Origin of the sequence: Rahnella sp. PAMC25559, from assembly GCF_050632365.1 — a bacterium.
GTDB classification, from domain to species: domain Bacteria; phylum Pseudomonadota; class Gammaproteobacteria; order Enterobacterales; family Enterobacteriaceae; genus Rahnella; species Rahnella rivi.
Window position 1 is genome coordinate 1,268,199 of the sequence record NZ_CP192543.1, and the last position, 17,379, is coordinate 1,285,577.

Here is a 17,379-nt window from a genome sequence, read left to right on the forward strand (position 1 = left end):
GCAATCTGTTAAATCAGTGCCGCCCGGTCAGGACGGCTTGAGTTCGGTTTCGCGTGGCTGTACGCCAAATTTGTTGCCGATGTAAAACGCCAGCAGGCTCAGCGACAGCGACGGCACAATCGGATGCAGACCCGCAATGTGCAGGTCGATACTGGCAAGCAGGGTATAACAAACGGCGCCAACAATCATTGAGCTCAGTGCGCCAGTGGCGTTCGCCCGCTCCCAGTAAAGGCCGAGCACCAGCGGCCACAGGAACACGGCTTCCAGCCCGCCGAAGGCCAGCAGGTTAAGCCAGATGATCATCTCCGGTGGACGCCAGGCGGCCAGAACCACCAGTAAACCGAGAATAAACGTTGCCCAGCTGGAGAAGCGTTTTAACCGTCGCTCATTGGTGATTTGCTCCGGCCTGACGCCGAGATACAGATCTTTAACGATAGTCGCCGAGGACTGTAAAAGCTGGGCGTTGATAGTCGACATAATGGCGGCCATCGGGGCAGCCAGGAAAATCCCGGCAGCGTAAGGCGGCAGCACGGTGATCATCAGTGTCGGGATCACCTGATCTGGAATTTTCAAATCCGGCAGAACCGCGCGGCCGAGCGCACCGGCCAGATGCATACCGAGCATCAGCACGGCGACCACAATGGTGCCGAGTACGATACCGCGGTGGACGGCTTTGCTGTCTTTATAAGAGATGCAGCGCACGGCAGTGTGCGGCAGACCAATGACCCCAAAGCACACTAAAATCCAGAATGACGCCATAAACGGCAGAGAAAGCACATCATCTCCTCCGTGAACAGACACCAGTTTCGGGTCGATCTGTTGCAGTTTATCGACCGCACTGTGCAGGCCACCGGCAGCATGGATCACCGCGACCAGCAGCAAAATGGTGCCCAGCAGCATCACCAGCCCCTGCATCGCATCGTTGAGTACGCTGGCACGAAAACCGCCAAATGACGTGTAGAGCGCGATACTGATGCCGAAAATCAGCAAGCCGGTGTCGTAAGGAATACCGGCCGCCGTTTCCAGCAGACGCGCGCCGCCGATGAATTGCACGGTCATTGCACCGAGGAACGCCACCAGCAGGCTGAGGCTCGCCAGCCAGACCAGCAGACGGCTCTGATAGCGTGCAAACAGCATGTCGTTGAGCGTCACGGCGTTGTAACGCCGTGCCAGAATAGCGAATTTTTTACCTAACACGCCGAGCGAAAGCCAGACCGCCGGCAGTTGGATCATCGCCAGCAACACCCAGCCGAGGCCGAATTTGTACGCCGCGCCGGGACCGCCGATAAACGAACTGGCGCTGATGTACGTGGCGGTGAGTGTCATCGCCAGAACGAAACCGCCCATCGAACGGTTACCGAGGAAATACTCCGTCAGGAAGCTGCCTTGCTGGCGGCGCGTATAGGCGTATACCGAAAGCCCGAAGACCAGCAGCAGATAGGCGATCAGCGGTAATAAAACTTCAGTCTGCATGGTGATCCTCCAGCGGAATATCGCGGTAAATCACGCGAACCATCAGCCAGCTCAACAGGATAAAAATCAGCGGGACCAGAAGGCAGGCCATTTCGAACCAGTGCGGAAGACCGGTGATGCCCTGTTTATCATCAGGAATATAGGCGGCAAAACTCCACGCCAGCAGATAAGCAATCGTCAGCCCGAATGCCCAGCGGGCTTCCCGGTTGGCTTGCAGAAAACGTTTATCAGATCTCATTTTCTTCTCCCCCCAAACGTAAAAAAGGCCGGAATATCCGGCCTTGATAAAAGAGTACGCAACAGTACGGTCTTTTTATTTTTCCTGCAAACCGAGTTTTTTCTCCAGATAGTGGATGTTGGTTCCACCGTGCTGGAAGTTCTCGTCGTCCATAATACGCATTTGCAGTTCAATGTTGGTCTTGATGCCGTCGATGATCAGCTCTGCCAGTGCATTTTTCATGCGGGCAATGGCCACTTCACGGGTTTCGCCGTAAGTGATCAGTTTACCGATCATGGAATCGTAGTACGGAGGCACAGTGTAGCCTGCGTAAATGTGCGATTCCCAACGAACACCGAAACCGCCAGGCGCGTGGAAGCGGGTGATTTTGCCTGGGCTTGGCAGGAAGGTGTTTGGATCTTCCGCGTTAATACGGCATTCCACCGCATGGCCTTTGACTTTCACTTCGCTTTGTTTGATCGACAGTGGCTGGCCGGACGCAATGCGCAGCTGCTCTTTGATCAAATCCACACCGGTGATCATCTCGGTAACCGGATGCTCAACCTGGATACGGGTGTTCATTTCGATGAAGAAGAACTCGCCGTTTTCGTACAGGAACTCGAAAGTACCCGCGCCACGGTAGCCAATGTCCACACAGGCTTTTGAACAACGTTCGCCGATGAAACGACGCAGTTCTTCAGTGATGCCTGGTGCTGGCGCTTCTTCAACGACTTTCTGGTGACGACGCTGCATGGAGCAGTCACGTTCAGCCAGATAGACCGCATTGCCCTGACCATCGGCCAGTACCTGAATTTCCACGTGACGTGGATTTTCGAGGTATTTCTCCATGTACACCATGTCGTTGTTGAAAGCCGCTTTGGCTTCAGCACGGGTCATGTTGATGGACTGCTCGAGATCTTTGTCGCTGCGCACAACGCGCATACCACGACCACCGCCGCCGCCAGAGGCTTTGATGATGACCGGATAGCCGATGCGTTTTGCGAAGCCACGGTTTTGATCCATGTCGTCGCCCAGCGGGCCATCGGAGCCAGGTACACAAGGTACGCCTGCCGCTTTCATGGCATGGATTGCAGAAACTTTGTCGCCCATCAGGCGGATAGTTTCGGCTTTCGGGCCGATGAAGATGAAGCCGGAACGTTCAACCTGCTCGGCGAAATCTGCGTTTTCGGACAAGAAACCGTAGCCAGGGTGGATAGCCACCGCGCCAGTGATTTCCGCCGCAGCGATGATTGCCGGGATGTTCAGATAGCTTTTTACTGAAGGTGCCGGGCCGATACAGACGGTTTCGTCTGCCAGCAGCACGTGTTTCAGGTCACGGTCGGCGGTGGAGTGCACAGCAACGGTTTTGATGCCCATTTCTTTACAGGCACGCAAAATGCGCAGAGCGATCTCGCCGCGGTTCGCGATAACAATTTTATCTACCATGGTACGCCTCGTTATTCGATGACGACCAGCGGCTCGTCGAATTCAACCGGTTGGCCGCTTTCTACCAGAATTGCTTTAACAACGCCGGATTTGTCTGCTTCGATTTGGTTCATCATTTTCATCGCTTCAACGATACACAGGGTATCGCCGGCGTTCACTTTCTGACCCACTTCGATGAAGGCTTTCGCGTCCGGGCTTGGCGTGCGGTAGAAGGTACCTACCATCGGGGAGCGAACGATGTGACCACTGATTGCAGCCGGAGCAGCGGCTTCAGCAGGTGCAGCTGGAGCAACCGCAGCAGCCAGACCTGGCTGCTGTTGAACAGGCATAGCATAAGCCTGTTGCATCATAGGATAAGCCTGCGCAGGTGCAGCACGGCTGATACGAACTGACTCTTCACCTTCAGAAATTTCCAGTTCAGAAATACCTGATTCTTCAACCAGTTCGATCAGTTTTTTAATTTTACGAATATCCATGGGTGTGATTCCGTACTCTTTTTGCGTAGAAATTAGTGGGTTTTAGACAAGCGATTAACCGCTGCCTGTAAAGCAAAGTGGTAGCCGTCTGCGCCAAGTCCGCAGATGACACCCACTGCGATGTCGGAAAGATAGGAATGATGCCGGAAAGCTTCGCGCGCATGTACATTCGACAGATGGATCTCGATAAACGGAATCGACACCCCCAGTAATGCATCACGTAGTGCCACGCTGGTATGGGTAAAGGCCGCGGGATTGATCAAAATAAAATCGACGTTTCCGCGTGCCTGATGAATGCGTTCAATCAGGACATGTTCTGCATTGGATTGCAGATGGCTCAGTGCCACATCAGCGGCAGCAGCCTGCGTTTCCAAACCTTTAACAATATCGTTGAGCGTGGTGTGTCCGTACGTTTCAGGCTCACGGGTCCCTAACAAATTCAGGTTAGGACCGTTCAGTAGCAAAATGTCAAACTTATGCGCCATTGTGAGCCTATCTCCGGCAATTAGACAAAGATTGTAGAAAATACCCTGATGTCACCGATTTGTCACCTGTTTCGCGGCAAATCGTCCCGTCTCCTCAACATGAGGTCGGGCATTATAATGATATCGTGGCAATTAGCAGCTAAATACTGGTCTTATCAGCGAAGATAATCAACCCTCGTCCGGTGGCAGAGCGTTGATTTTCAGAAATTATGAGGGGCAGAACCCAGAAAAGTTCCACGGCTTATCGCAGCCACTGGCGGAATTTTTTGTAACGCAGGGCCAGCAGGATGGCAGCGATCGTCGCGTAGATCAGCGGTTGCGGAGATAGCACTTTCACCGACCATAGGTAGTGGATCGGTGCAAGAATGGCGATCAGATAGATAAAGTTGTGCAACTTCTGCCACGCAGCGCCCAGTTTACGTTGTGCCCACAGCGTTGAGGTGCAGGCCAGCGCCAGCAGAAGGATCCAGCTGATGATACCGAGAGTGAGATAGGGCCGGGAAATCAGTTCACTGCCCAGCAGGCGGATATTGTTGACGCCAAGTTCGAGGAACGAATAACTCAGAAGATGCAGCGTGCCCCAGGCAAAACACCACAACCCGAGCAGACGGCGGGTGCGGATCAGCAAGGGTTGTTTGCCGTAACGCGCAACCGGGGTGACCAGCAGGGTGACCAGTAAAAATTTCAGCGTCATCCTGCCGGTAAAGTGCTGGATATCTTTCGCCGGATCGGCGCTGAACCAGCCCTGATCGACAGAAAGCAGCAGCCAGAGAAAAGGCAGAATGGCAGCAAGATAGATAATCACCTTCAGCCAGGTAATATTGGCGGGGGACAAACGGCGCATCGTGGCGTTTCCTCTTCCTTAATAGAACTTACGTAAATCCATGCCGTGATACATCGAGGCAACCTGTTCCGCATAACCGTTAAACAGCAGGGTCGGCTGACGTTGCACGTCGAGTAATCCGCCTGAGCCAATAAAGCGTTCCGTGGCTTGCGACCAGCGCGGATGGTCAACGTGCGGGTTCACGTTGGCGTAAAATCCGTATTCGTTGTTGGCAATCTGATTCCACGTCGTTGGCGGTTCATCTTTAGTGAACTTGATATTCACGATCGATTTGATGCCTTTAAAGCCATACTTCCACGGCACGGTCAGGCGGATAGGTGCGCCGTTTTGCGGCGGCAGCGCTTTGCCGTACACGCCGACGGTGAGCATCGTCAGCGGATTCATCGCTTCATCTATCCGCAATCCTTCCACGTAAGGATAATCCAGCCCGCCGCCGATAAACCGGTCTTTCTGGCCTGGCATATGTTCCGGATCATACAGCGTCGTGAACGCCACATAGCGCGCATTGCTGGTCGGTTCGGCGAGTTTGAGAATATGACTGAGCTGGAAACCGACCCACGGCACCACCATCGACCAGGCTTCGACGCAGCGCATGCGGTAGATACGTTGCTCGAGCGGGAAGCGCTTCATGATGTCGTCCATATCCAGCGTGATCGGCTTACCGACTTCACCATCAATTTTGATTTTCCACGGCGACGTCACCAGTTGTCCGGCGTTCGCGGCAGGGTCGGCTTTATCCAGCCCGAATTCATAGAAATTGTTGTAGCCGGTGACTTTATCTTCCGGCGTCAGCGGCAGACTGTTCTGATAAGCCGCGGGTTTAGTGAAATCCAGCGGTTTACCTGAAGGAGCGGGCGGGCGATCGTGGCCTTTAAACCAGGAAAGAATGTCGGCGTTTGCATTCTGTGGCAACGCCAGTGCCGCTGCGCCGATCCCCAGCGCCTGCAACACTCTGCGGCGGTCGTGAAACAGGCTTTCTGGCGTGACATCTGCTTCAGTAAGTTTGCGGGGCTTGTGCATGGCAGTCTCCGTTTTCCGACATCATTCGTATTCATGTTTTTTTATGATTATGCAGACAGCATGGCGTGAATCTCATTGTTTTGCGAGTCATGCCAGGAAAATACTGAGTTCTCAAAATGGCGGCTGGAACATAAGAATTCTGAATTAATGGTTTTTTGAATTGCTATGCTATGAATGTATGCAAAAACCTGTCGGGCTTACTGGGGTAAGATAGCGGGTTCATTCTGGGCAGACGAAGCACAGAGCTCTGCTTTCCATTCACCGCAGCGAGTAAGGCACAGGGATGCGATTTACGACCAGACTTTCAGCACTGATTTCGATGTTAGTTGCGCTGGCAATGTTGCTCATGTTGTTGGGCGTGACCTTCAGTTTCATTTATCTCAACAAGCAAAATACCGAACAACATCTTCAGGCGCTGGTCACGACTTATGATCAGGCGTTGCTCAGACAGTCTCCGGAGCAGGCCGAACGCTGGCTGCCGCAGGCTATGCGCATGCTGGATGTGACTGATATTGAAGTGAAACTCAATAATTCCACCGTCTATGAATACCACGAGCGCCCTGATTTACATCGGTCGTGGGACAGCGCAATGCCAGAATACAACACCGCCATTTACCCCCTCATGCAGCATACGGATATGACGCTGTACGTCTCTTATATCGATCCGGTCAGCAGCTATATCCGCTCAATGCGCTCAACGCTGACAATCAGCGTCGCCATCCTGATTATGCTGGGCATGTTGTTGCTCAGTTTCCGCTGGCTGCGTCAGGAAACCGACGGCGTCGAAAAACTCGAAGACCGCGCGGTGCGGATTTTACGTGGCGAACGTGAAGGGCTGACCAGCCACCTGGGCGAGTGGCCGCACTCCGCCAGCAGCGCAATTAATCTTCTGCTGACCGATCTGAACGAAGCCCGCGAACAGCGCAGCCGCGTCGATACTCTGATCCGCGCCTACGCCCAGCAGGATTCACAAACCGGCCTCAGTAACCGGTTATTTTTTGATAATCAGCTGGCGACTCATCTGGAAGAAGAGGGGGCGCACGGCGTGATTATGATGCTGCGCCTGCCTGATTTTGACCTGATGCGCGAAACCCACGGACAGACGATGGTGGATGAGTTCCGCTCTGCCATGGTGAATCTGCTTTCAACCTTTGTAATGCGGCATGTTGATGCGTTACTGGCGCGCTATTTCCACAGCGATTTTGCCGTGCTGTTGCCACACCGGACGCTGAAAGAGGCAGAGGTGATGGCGGCACAGCTGGTTAACGCGCTCGGTGTTCTCCCGGCGTCCTCGCAAATTGACCGCGACGCCCTGATGTACATCGGCATCAGCGCGTATCGCTTCGGGCAGACGCCCGATCAGGTTATGGATATGGTGCAGCAGGCGACGCGACACGCTGCGTTTCAGGGCAGCAACAGCTGGTTTATTTACGACAACAATGTGCCGGAGAAAGGGCGTGGAAGCGTGCGCTGGCGAACATTGCTCGAAAATACGCTGGCGCGCGGTGGCCCGCGCTTATACCAAAAACCCGCTTTTAGCCGGCAGGGCAAACTCGATCATCGTGAAATACAGCGGCGTGTGTTTGATGGCGAGCATGAGTTGCTGGCCGCGGAGTTTATCCCGCTGGTGGTGCAGTTCGGGCTTTCCCAGAGCTACGATCGCATTATGATAAGTCAGATTATTCCGTTACTTAACCGCTGGCCGGATGAAACGTTGGCATTTCACGTGACGGTTGATTCATTATTACAGCGCTCTTTTGTAGGCTGGCTGCGCGATACGCTGCTGCAGTGCGAAAGAAAACACCGAAATCGGATTTTGATTGAACTTGCAGAGGCAGATCTCTGTCAACATACCGATCGCCTGCGTCCCGCGATTCGTTTATTGCAGGGTTTGGGATGTCGTCTGGCGGTTACACAGGCCGGACTGACGGTCGTCAGTACCTCTTATCTCAAGACCTTCCCGGTCGAAAGAGTCAAACTTCATCCGGGGCTGGTGCGCGACATTGATAAAAGGATTGAAAATCAGCTTTTTGTACAAAGCCTGCTGAGTGCATGTGAAGGCACTCAGGCACTGGTCTTTGCCTCTGGCGTGCGAACAAAAGAGGAGTGGTCGATCCTGCTGAGCAAGGGGATCCACGGCGGCCAGGGTGATTTTTTTGCCGTACCGGAGCAGGTTGAACCAGCCGGTAAAAAATATTCACACAACAGCGACGTTTAAGTGACCGTAAAGGGATTATTTAACGTAGAATGACCCAGCTTTCGACCGACTCCCTTGCCTGGCATACGGTGCTTATCATCTGGCCGCGGGTTGACGGAGATTCACGGTGAAAGTGTAAGAATTTATGTGCGGTGTTGCTACTTCGCCTGGGTATCTGCCCGAGGTAAACCGAGCCTGCGATTCAGAATTATATCGCAGTGCCATCAGCCTCAAAAAGTAACAGCAAGTAAATGGCGACATCGCGGACAATTTTCACGTAAGCAGGACGTTTTTGCGCCTTGTCGCTGCTTCGCGTGGTTGGTAAAGTAGGCGGATTTTATTTTCCGCCCCCAGCTAGCAGGATTATCCTTTCGTTATGTTTAAGAAATTTCGTGGCATGTTTTCCAACGACTTGTCCATCGACCTGGGTACCGCCAATACCCTTATCTATGTAAAAGGACAAGGCATCGTGCTGAATGAGCCATCAGTTGTGGCTATTCGTCAGGATCGTGCTGGTTCACCTAAAAGTGTTGCTGCTGTAGGGCACGACGCTAAACAGATGCTGGGTCGTACTCCCGGCAATATCGCAGCGATTCGTCCAATGAAAGACGGCGTTATTGCCGACTTCTTCGTGACTGAGAAAATGCTGCAACACTTCATTAAGCAAGTTCACAGCAACAGCTTCATGCGCCCAAGTCCGCGCGTGCTGGTTTGTGTGCCGGTCGGCGCAACGCAAGTTGAGCGCCGTGCTATTCGTGAATCCGCACAAGGTGCTGGTGCGCGTGAAGTGTTCCTGATTGAAGAACCGATGGCTGCGGCGATCGGCGCAGGCCTGCCTGTTTCTGAAGCGACCGGTTCAATGGTTGTGGATATCGGCGGCGGTACCACCGAAGTGGCGGTTATCTCCCTGAACGGCGTTGTGTATTCCTCTTCTGTCCGTATCGGTGGTGACCGCTTCGATGAAGCTATCATTAACTACGTACGTCGTAACTACGGTTCCCTGATTGGTGAAGCGACGGCGGAACGCATTAAACACAGCATCGGCTCGGCGTATCCGGGTGATGAAGTGCACGAAATCGAAGTGCGTGGCCGTAACCTGGCAGAAGGCGTTCCGCGTGGATTCACGCTGAACTCCAACGAAATCCTGGAAGCGTTGCAAGAGCCGCTGACCGGTATCGTGAGTGCGGTGATGGTTGCGCTGGAACAGTGTCCGCCAGAACTGGCTTCCGACATCTCCGAGCGTGGCATGGTGCTGACCGGCGGTGGCGCATTACTGCGTAACCTCGATCGTCTGCTGATGGAAGAAACCGGTATTCCGGTGGTTGTCGCAGAAGATCCGCTGACCTGCGTTGCTCGCGGCGGCGGTAAAGCATTAGAAATGATCGACATGCACGGCGGCGACTTATTCAGCGAAGAGTAATCTCAGCGACGATTTATTTGATGACGGAATGACGGATTTCTTCCTTTATTCCTCTCAAAAAGTGGTCTGCCGGGAAGGTGGTTGTCCGTCAGGTAAAACCTGCAACGTGAAGTGTGCAGTGTTCAATGTGGATCCGCGCAAACACTGGCTGAGCGTCAAAGCTCTGCCGGTGTTTTGGCTATCCCATGAGATTGCCGCCTTTTCTCTCAGGGGAAGTTCTGACTTCGACTGACTGAAACCTTCTGTTGCCGAGGAACTCGCATATTTTATGAAGCCAATTTTTAGCAGGGGTCCTTCCCTGCAACTGCGACTTTTTTTGGCTATTCTTACGGCCATTATCCTGATTGTTGCCGACAGTAAAATAGGTACGTTTGTTAAAATCCGCACCTATATGGATACTGCCGTCAGTCCCTTCTATTTTTTGTCAAATGCCCCGCGTGAATTCTTAGATCAGGTTTCCTCGACGTTTGCGACGCGCGGCCAGCTTGAACTGGAAAACCGTGCTTTGCGTCAGGAATTGTTGCTGAAAAACAGCGATCTGATGCTGCTTGGCCAATACAAACAAGAGAATGCCCGTCTGCGTGAACTGCTGGGTTCGCCGTTGCGTCAGGACGAGCACAAAATGGTGACGCAGGTTCTGTCCACCAGCAATGATCCTTACAGCGATCAGGTGGTGATCGACAAAGGCAGCAACAATGGCGTGTATATCGGGCAGCCGGTCATCAGCGATAAAGGCGTTGTCGGCCAGGTCGTTGCCGTTGCCGCACTGACCAGCCGCGTTCTGCTGATTTGTGACGCTTCCCATGCGTTGCCGATTCAGGTGCTGCGCAATGACATCCGCGTCATTGCTGCGGGCAGCGGTTGTGCTGACGATCTGCAACTGGAACATCTGCCAAGCAATACCGACATTCGTGTTGGCGACGTGCTGGTGACGTCCGGTCTGGGCGGTCGTTTCCCGGAAGGCTATCCGGTTGGCGTCGTGTCTTCGGTGAAAGTCGATAATCAGCGTGCTTATACCGTCATTCAGGCGCGCCCGACGGCAGGTCTGCAACGTCTGCGTTATCTGCTGTTGTTATGGGGTTCTGATCGCAACGGCGAGCATCCGTTACCGCCTGATGAAGTTCATCGCGTTGCCAATGAACGCCTGATGCAAATGATGCCTCAGGTATTGCCACCACCGGGTGATATGGGTCCTCCGGCGCCGCTTCCGGCACCTGCAACAGGCACTGTGACCACACCAGTCAGCACCACGCCTGCGCAGGGAGCACGGCAATGAACAGTTACCGGAGCCACGGACGCTGGATTATTTGGCTATCCTTTGTCATAGCCATGTTGTTGCAGGTCATGCCTTGGCCTGAACAAATCTATATGTTCCGGCCCTCCTGGCTGTTGCTGATCCTGATCTACTGGGTGATGGCTTTACCGCATCGCGTTAACGTTGGCACCGGTTTTATTGTCGGTTTCATCATGGATTTGATCCTCGGTTCCACGCTGGGCATTCGTGCGCTGGCGTTTGCCATCACCGCCTATGTGGTCGCGTTCAAATTCCAGTTGTTCCGCAATCTGGCACTCTGGCAGCAAGCGCTGATTGTCATGGTGCTGTCGCTGGCGGTGGACGTCATGGTGTTCTGGGGACAATTTATGGTGGTCAACGTGTCGTTCCGCCCCGAAGTTTTCTGGAGCAGTGTGGTTGACGGCATTTTGTGGCCGTGGCTGTTCCTGCTGATGCGCAAAATTCGCCGTCAGTTTGCTGTTCAATGAGGATGTTATGACCGCACTTTATCTCGCTTCCGGTTCGCCACGCCGTCGTGAATTGCTGGCTTTACTGGATCTGCCCTTTGAGCGTCTGATCACCGACGTAGCGGAAGAACGCCAGCAGGATGAGGCACCCGACGCTTACGTTTTGCGTCTGGCGAAAGATAAAGCGCGGGCCGGTGTGGCGGTTGCAGATGAGGATCTTCCTGTTCTGGGCGCCGACACCATTGTGGTTCTCGACGGTAAAGTGTTGGAAAAGCCGCGCGACGAATCGCAAGCCGCTGTTATGCTTACTGCATTGTCTGGCAGACAACATCAGGTGATGACCGCCGTCGCTTTTGCTGACCGGCGTGATTGCCTCAGTACGTTGGTTGTGACCGATGTCACCTTCCGTTCACTATCCGCCGATGACATTGCACACTATATTCTGAGCGGTGAGCCCATGGATAAAGCGGGCGCTTACGGTATTCAGGGAAAGGGCGGTTGTTTCGTCCGTGAAATTCGCGGCAGTTACTATGCAGTCGTGGGGCTTCCTCTGGTGGAAACCCAGGAACTGCTCAATGAATTTGCTGCCTTACGCGAGCTTAGGAGAAAACATGACAGCTGAATTACTGGTCAATGTCACCCCGTCCGAGACACGCGTGGCCTACATCGACGGTGGCATTCTGCAGGAAATCCATATTGAGCGCGAAACCAAGCGCGGGATTGCCGGCAATATTTATAAAGGACGTATCAGCCGCGTTTTGCCTGGAATGCAGGCGGCTTTTGTTGATATCGGCCTTGAAAAAGCAGCGTTTTTACACGCTTCAGACATCATGCCGCATACCGAATGCGTTGCCCGTGATGAGCAGAAAAATTTCAATGTGCGTGACATCGCAGAGCTGGTGCATCAGGGCCAGGATCTGATGGTGCAGGTGGTGAAAGATCCCCTCGGCACCAAAGGCGCGCGTCTGACTACCGACATCACGTTGCCTTCACGTTATCTGGTGTTTATGCCCGGAGCATCGCACGTTGGCGTCTCACAACGTATAGAAAGCGAAGCGGAACGCGATCGTCTCAAGCGCATCGTCTCTGAATATTGTGACGAGCACGGCGGCTACATTATCCGTACGGCGGCCGAAGGTGTGGGCGAAGAAGAACTTAAGCAGGATGCGGCTTATCTCAAGCGCCTGTGGACGAAGGTGATGGAGCGCAAACGTCGCAACAAAACCAAATACAAGCTGTATGGCGAACTGGCGCTGGCGCACCGTGTCCTGCGTGATTTTGCCGGTGAAGCGCTGGATCGCATTCGTGTCGATTCCCGCCTGACCTATGAATTGCTGGTCGAATTCACCAGCGAATACATGCCGGAAATGACCAGCAAGCTGGAACATTACAACGGCAAGCAGCCTATTTTCGATCTGTTTGATGTGGAAAATGAGATCCAGCGCGCCCTCGAGCGCAAGGTGGAGCTTAAGTCTGGCGGCTACCTGATTATCGATCAGACTGAAGCCATGACGACGGTGGATATCAACACCGGCGCGTTTGTTGGCCATCGCAATCTGGAAGACACCATTTTCAACACCAATACCGAAGCGACACAGGCGATTGCCCGTCAGCTGCGGTTACGTAATCTGGGCGGCATTATCATCATCGACTTTATTGATATGTCGAATGAGGATCACCGCCGTCGCGTGTTGCACAGCCTTGAGCAGGCGTTGTCGAAAGACCGTGTGAAAACCGGTATTCACGGCTTCTCCGCGCTGGGACTGGTGGAAATGACCCGCAAACGCACCCGCGAAAGCGTCGAGCATGTCCTGTGCAGCGATTGCCCGACCTGTCATGCGCGCGGCACGGTGAAAACCGTCGAAACGGTTTGCTATGAAATATTGCGTGAAATCGTGCGCGTGCATCATGCGTATGATTCCGACCGCTTCCTGGTCTACGCCTCTGCGGCAGTGGGCGAAGCGCTGAAGGGCGAGGAATCCCATGCACTGGCTGAAGTCGAAATTTTCGTCGGCAAACAGGTCAAAGTGCAGGTGGAGCCGCTCTACAGTCAGGAGCAGTTCGACGTCGTGATGATGTGATCTGAGCCAACGTGCCAGACGCATCAAGAAGTTACAGGTTTCCATTGCCGTCTGTACGGGAGCGAACCCGCATGGAATGGAAAACAAGGAGAGAAGTTTGAGGCGACTGCCCGGTATTTTATTAACCACCAGCGCAACCCTTGTCGTGATAGTGGCTTTGGTGATCAGTGGCTTACGTCTGGCGTTGCCTCAGTTGAGCCGTTTCCAGAACCAGCTGGTCGCGAAAGTCGAATCTGCGACGGGCATGCCGATCGAACTGTCACAGATCAGTGCCAGCTGGAAAACCTTTGGCCCGATCATGGAGGTCCGGGGCCTGCAGGTGACGTTGCCGGATTCCACCCTGAAGGTTCAGCGCATCACCCTGGCGCTGGATGTCTGGCAGTCGATGCTGCATCTGCGCTGGCAGTTCCGCGATCTCACTTTCTACAACATGCAGTTGGATCTGAACAGCACGCTGGGCGGAGACAACAATCAGGGCAATGGCCTCAAGCCAAACCGCATCAGCGATATTTTCCTTAAGCAGGTCGATCACTTCGATTTGCGCGACAGCCGTATTTCCTTCCTGACACCGTCCGGCCCGCGCGCCGAATTCGACATCCCGCAGCTGACCTGGCTCAATATCCATAACCGCCACCGTGCGGAAGGCCAGCTGAGTCTGTCGAGTTTCAACGGTCAGCATGGTGTGGTGCAGGTGCGTATGGATCTCAATGATTCCAACGGATTGCTCAACAACGGCAAGATTTACCTGCAAGCTGATGATATCGATATGAAGCCGTGGTTCAGCCGCTGGCTGCGCAGCAACACCGGCCTTGAGAGTGCCAATTTCAGTCTGGCGGCCTGGCTTACCGTGCGTAACGGCGATGTGTACGCCGGTGATGCATTGTTGAAAACCGGTTCTGCAACCTGGAAAACCGGCGATGACGAACATCGTCTCGACGTAGATAACCTGACGCTGCACGGCAATCGTCAGGGGAATGGCTGGCAGCTTGGTACGAAGCAACTGAACATCAAAACGGACGGCGTGGCCTGGCCAAAAGGCACCCTGGACGCGTTGTACCTGCCGGAAAACAACGAATTCCTGGGGCCCTCGCAGGGCGAAGAGTTGCGTATCCGGGGTACCAATTTGCAACTGGAACGCCTTGGTCCGGTGATACCGACCTTCTCATTCCTGACGCCTGCTGTGCTTGAACGCTGGCAGGATCTGAAACCGTCGGGCAAGGTCGACAGCCTGGCGCTGGATATTCCTCTCAAACAACCCGAGCACACCCGCTTTATTGCTAACTGGCACGATGTCAGCTGGCAGCGTTGGGAATTACTGCCGGGCATCAATCATTTCAATGGCAGCCTGAAAGGCAGCGTCGCCGGCGGCCAGCTGAACGTCAAATTACAAGACAGCCAGTTACCTTACGGTGAGATGTTCCGCGCGCCGTTGAACGTCAGTGCCGCAACCGGCTCATTCAACTGGACCAACGATAAAGACGGCTGGGCATTGTCCGGTAAAGACGTGGATGTCAAAGCAGACGCGTTGTGGGCGAAGGGTGACTTCCACTATAACCAGCCTGCGAACGGCGAGCCGTGGCTGAATATTCTGGCCGGTATCCGCCTGTACGACGCCGGTCAGGCGTGGCGTTACTTCCCCGAAAAGCTGATGGGCAAACATCTGGTGGATTATCTCACCGGTGCGATCCAGGCCGGGCAGGTGGATAACGCCACGCTGACCTTCAACGGCAATCCGCATCACTTCCCGTTCAAAAATAACGAAGGGCAGTTCCAGGTGTGGGTGCCGTTGCGCCACTCGACCTTCCAGTTCCAGCCTGAATGGCCCGCGCTGACCGATCTGGATATCGATCTCGATTTTCTGAACGACGGTTTGTTCATGAAAGCCGCGCACACGAAATTGGGCAATGTAGATGGCAACAACGTAGTCGCCAATATCCCGGATTACCTGAAAGAAAAACTGTTTGTCGATTCTGATCTGCGCGGTTCCGGCAAAGATATCGGTGATTATTTCATGAACACGCCGCTGCACGACACGCTCGGCAGCGCTTTGCAGGAGCTGCAAATCAGCGGCGAAGTGAATGGTCGCTTACATCTGGATATTCCGCTCGACGGCGAACTGGTTCGTGCTACCGGTGGCGTGACGCTCAAAGATAACAGCCTGCTGATCAAACCGCTGGAAAGCACCATCAGCCACCTCAGCGGGGAGTTCAGTTATGACAATGGAAATCTGCAAAGCAACAGAATGACCGGCAACTGGTTCGGGCAACCGATCAACGTGATGTTCAGTACGCAGGAGCTGGCAGACGACTTTAAGATTCAGGTGGGTCTGGATGCGAACTGGCAGTTGTCGAAGTTGCCAGGGTTGCCTGCGGTGGCCGCCAGCAAAATTTCCGGCGGTACGCCGTGGAAGGCTGACGTCAATATTGCCCTGCCGCACAAAGGCACGCCGAATTATACCGTTGATGTGAATGCTGATCTGAAAGATGTAAGCAGTCACTTACCGGATCCTCTCGCTAAGAAAGCTGGCCATTCGTTGCCGCTGCTGGTGAAGGTGAAGGGCGATTTGCACAGCTTCAATCTTGAAGGCGTGCTGGCCGGGAAAGATCATTTCAACAGCCGCTGGCTGCTGGGTAAACAGCTCAAACTGGACCGCGCCTCCTGGCAGGCGAACACCAAAAAAACACCGGCGTTGCCGCAAGACAGCAGCCTGACGCTTAACCTTCCGGCGCTGGACGGCGAAAGCTGGCTCGGACTCTTGTCGCCGGAGAAAGCGACGCAGGGCAGCGGCAGCAGTAAAATGGCCGGCTTCAGCTTCCCGCATGAAATTATCCTCACCACGCCGGCGCTGACGCTGGGCGGCCAGGTGTGGAATGACCTGACGCTGCGATCAACGCAGGGGCATCAGGGGCTGGCGATTGCCGCCAAAGGCAAAGAGATCGACGGCACGCTGAACATGAATGACACCGGCCCGTGGCTGGCAAACCTGCGCTACCTGTATTTCAATCCGCAATGGACGGTGGCAGACGTGTCGGAAAGCGGCAAACCGGCGTCGAATCCAACGGGCAATGACAAAATTTCCTTCGCCAGCTGGCCTGCGGTGCAGCTGCGCTGCGAAGCCTGCTGGTTCCTCGGCCAGAATTTCCGCAAGGTGAACGCCGATGTGACCCCGCAGGGCGATCAGTTAATGCTGCGCAACGGCCTGATCGACACCGGTGTTGCACGACTGGACGTACAGGGCGACTGGAAACAGAACGATCAGGGCGAGAATACCGGCCTGAAAGGTAAACTGAGTGGTAAAAATATCGATCAGGCGATGTCATTCTTCGGTGTCACCACACCGCTGAAAGGCGCGCCTTTTGATGTGAATTTTGACCTGCACTGGAAATCTGTCCCCTGGAAACCGGATGTCAGCACGCTCAACGGCACGCTGAAAAACGAGCTCGGTAAAGGTGAAATCGCCGACGTTGGCGGTGGTCGCGCCGGGCAGTTACTGCGTCTGGTCAGCTTCGATGCGTTGCTGCGTAAGTTGCGCCTCGATTTCAGCGACACCTTCGGTCAGGGCTTCTATTTTGACTCGATCAAATCGACCGCCTGGATAAAAGACGGCACGCTGCATACCGATGATCTGCTGGTTGACGGGCTGGCGGCGGATATCGCCATCACCGGTAAGGTCAACTTTGTGAGTCAGAAACTGGATTTGGAAGCGGTCATCGCGCCGGAAATTTCAGCCACCGTCGGCGTGGCAACGGCGTTTGTGATAAACCCTGTGGTGGGCGTGGCCGTGTTTGCAGCCAGTAAAGTGCTGGCACCGCTGTGGAATAAGATTTCGCTGATCCGCTATCAGATCACCGGCACCATCGCGGAGCCGCGTATCAATGAAATTCTGCGTAAACCCGTCACCGCGCCGAAGGCTGCTGCCGCGCAGTAATCCCATTCAGGATGGCGGCAGGCAACCTTGTCCGGGCTGTGTTAGGCTGTTA

Annotated in this window: 14 protein-coding genes; 7 read left to right on the forward strand and 7 right to left on the reverse strand. The window is 54.3% G+C overall.

Translation table 11 applies throughout. From position 1 onward, the window contains the following. Positions 1 to 27: 27 nt before the first annotated feature. The 7 genes from panF to msrP form a co-directional block, all read right to left on the reverse strand. On the reverse strand, positions 28 to 1,473 hold the full coding sequence (gene panF / locus ACQZQY_RS07190) for a sodium/pantothenate symporter (protein WP_056776162.1): 1,446 nt from the start codon (positions 1,471 to 1,473) through the stop codon (positions 28 to 30). Continuing rightward, positions 1,463 to 1,711 (reverse strand): YhdT family protein, encoded by a 249-nt coding sequence (locus ACQZQY_RS07195; protein ID WP_122094492.1) that lies wholly within the window; start codon positions 1,709 to 1,711, stop codon positions 1,463 to 1,465. Before ACQZQY_RS07195 ends, panF begins: the two co-directional genes overlap by 11 nt. A 75-nt stretch (positions 1,712 to 1,786) precedes the next feature. Next, complete coding sequence (gene accC, locus ACQZQY_RS07200) at positions 1,787 to 3,136, reverse strand: acetyl-CoA carboxylase biotin carboxylase subunit (RefSeq protein ID WP_056776169.1); 1,350 nt, start codon at positions 3,134 to 3,136, stop codon at positions 1,787 to 1,789. Between the two features lie 11 nt (positions 3,137 to 3,147). Next, positions 3,148 to 3,612 (reverse strand): acetyl-CoA carboxylase biotin carboxyl carrier protein, encoded by a 465-nt coding sequence (gene accB, locus ACQZQY_RS07205; RefSeq protein WP_056776171.1) that lies wholly within the window; start codon positions 3,610 to 3,612, stop codon positions 3,148 to 3,150. Between the two features lie 32 nt (positions 3,613 to 3,644). After that, positions 3,645 to 4,097 carry a type II 3-dehydroquinate dehydratase gene (aroQ, locus tag ACQZQY_RS07210; protein ID WP_112168390.1) on the reverse strand — a complete coding sequence of 151 codons (453 nt, stop codon included), beginning with the start codon at positions 4,095 to 4,097 and terminating at the stop codon, positions 3,645 to 3,647. Positions 4,098 to 4,338: 241 nt separating this feature from the next. Beyond that, positions 4,339 to 4,941, reverse strand: a complete 603-nt coding sequence (msrQ, locus tag ACQZQY_RS07215; protein ID WP_431296845.1) for a protein-methionine-sulfoxide reductase heme-binding subunit MsrQ — start codon at positions 4,939 to 4,941, stop codon at positions 4,339 to 4,341. Positions 4,942 to 4,959: 18 nt separating this feature from the next. Then, on the reverse strand, positions 4,960 to 5,961 hold the full coding sequence (gene msrP / locus ACQZQY_RS07220; protein ID WP_431296846.1) for a protein-methionine-sulfoxide reductase catalytic subunit MsrP: 1,002 nt from the start codon (positions 5,959 to 5,961) through the stop codon (positions 4,960 to 4,962). Between the two features lie 283 nt (positions 5,962 to 6,244). Here msrP and csrD point away from each other — a divergent pair, with 283 nt between their 5' ends. From csrD to yhdP, 7 genes are all read left to right on the forward strand, one after another. Then, a complete protein-coding gene (gene csrD / locus ACQZQY_RS07225) occupies positions 6,245 to 8,179 on the forward strand; it encodes an RNase E specificity factor CsrD (protein ID WP_122094484.1) in 1,935 nt (644 codons plus the stop codon). Positions 8,180 to 8,534: 355 nt separating this feature from the next. Next, a complete protein-coding gene (mreB, locus tag ACQZQY_RS07230; RefSeq protein ID WP_013577291.1) occupies positions 8,535 to 9,578 on the forward strand; it encodes a rod shape-determining protein MreB in 1,044 nt (347 codons plus the stop codon). A 268-nt stretch (positions 9,579 to 9,846) separates the two neighbouring features. Next, on the forward strand, positions 9,847 to 10,854 hold the full coding sequence (mreC, locus tag ACQZQY_RS07235; RefSeq protein ID WP_056776182.1) for a rod shape-determining protein MreC: 1,008 nt from the start codon (positions 9,847 to 9,849) through the stop codon (positions 10,852 to 10,854). Continuing rightward, positions 10,851 to 11,339: a rod shape-determining protein MreD gene (gene mreD / locus ACQZQY_RS07240; RefSeq protein ID WP_056776185.1), complete on the forward strand. Its 489-nt coding sequence runs from the start codon at positions 10,851 to 10,853 to the stop codon at positions 11,337 to 11,339. The genes mreC and mreD overlap by 4 nt, the downstream gene beginning before the upstream one ends. A 7-nt stretch (positions 11,340 to 11,346) precedes the next feature. Then, positions 11,347 to 11,940 (forward strand): Maf family protein, encoded by a 594-nt coding sequence (locus tag ACQZQY_RS07245; protein ID WP_122094480.1) that lies wholly within the window; start codon positions 11,347 to 11,349, stop codon positions 11,938 to 11,940. Continuing rightward, positions 11,930 to 13,399, forward strand: a complete 1,470-nt coding sequence (gene rng / locus ACQZQY_RS07250; protein WP_056776189.1) for a ribonuclease G — start codon at positions 11,930 to 11,932, stop codon at positions 13,397 to 13,399. The genes ACQZQY_RS07245 and rng overlap by 11 nt, the downstream gene beginning before the upstream one ends. 97 nt (positions 13,400 to 13,496) lie before the next feature. Beyond that, complete coding sequence (gene yhdP, locus ACQZQY_RS07255) at positions 13,497 to 17,327, forward strand: AsmA2 domain-containing protein YhdP (RefSeq protein WP_431296847.1); 3,831 nt, start codon at positions 13,497 to 13,499, stop codon at positions 17,325 to 17,327. Positions 17,328 to 17,379: the final 52 nt, after the last annotated feature.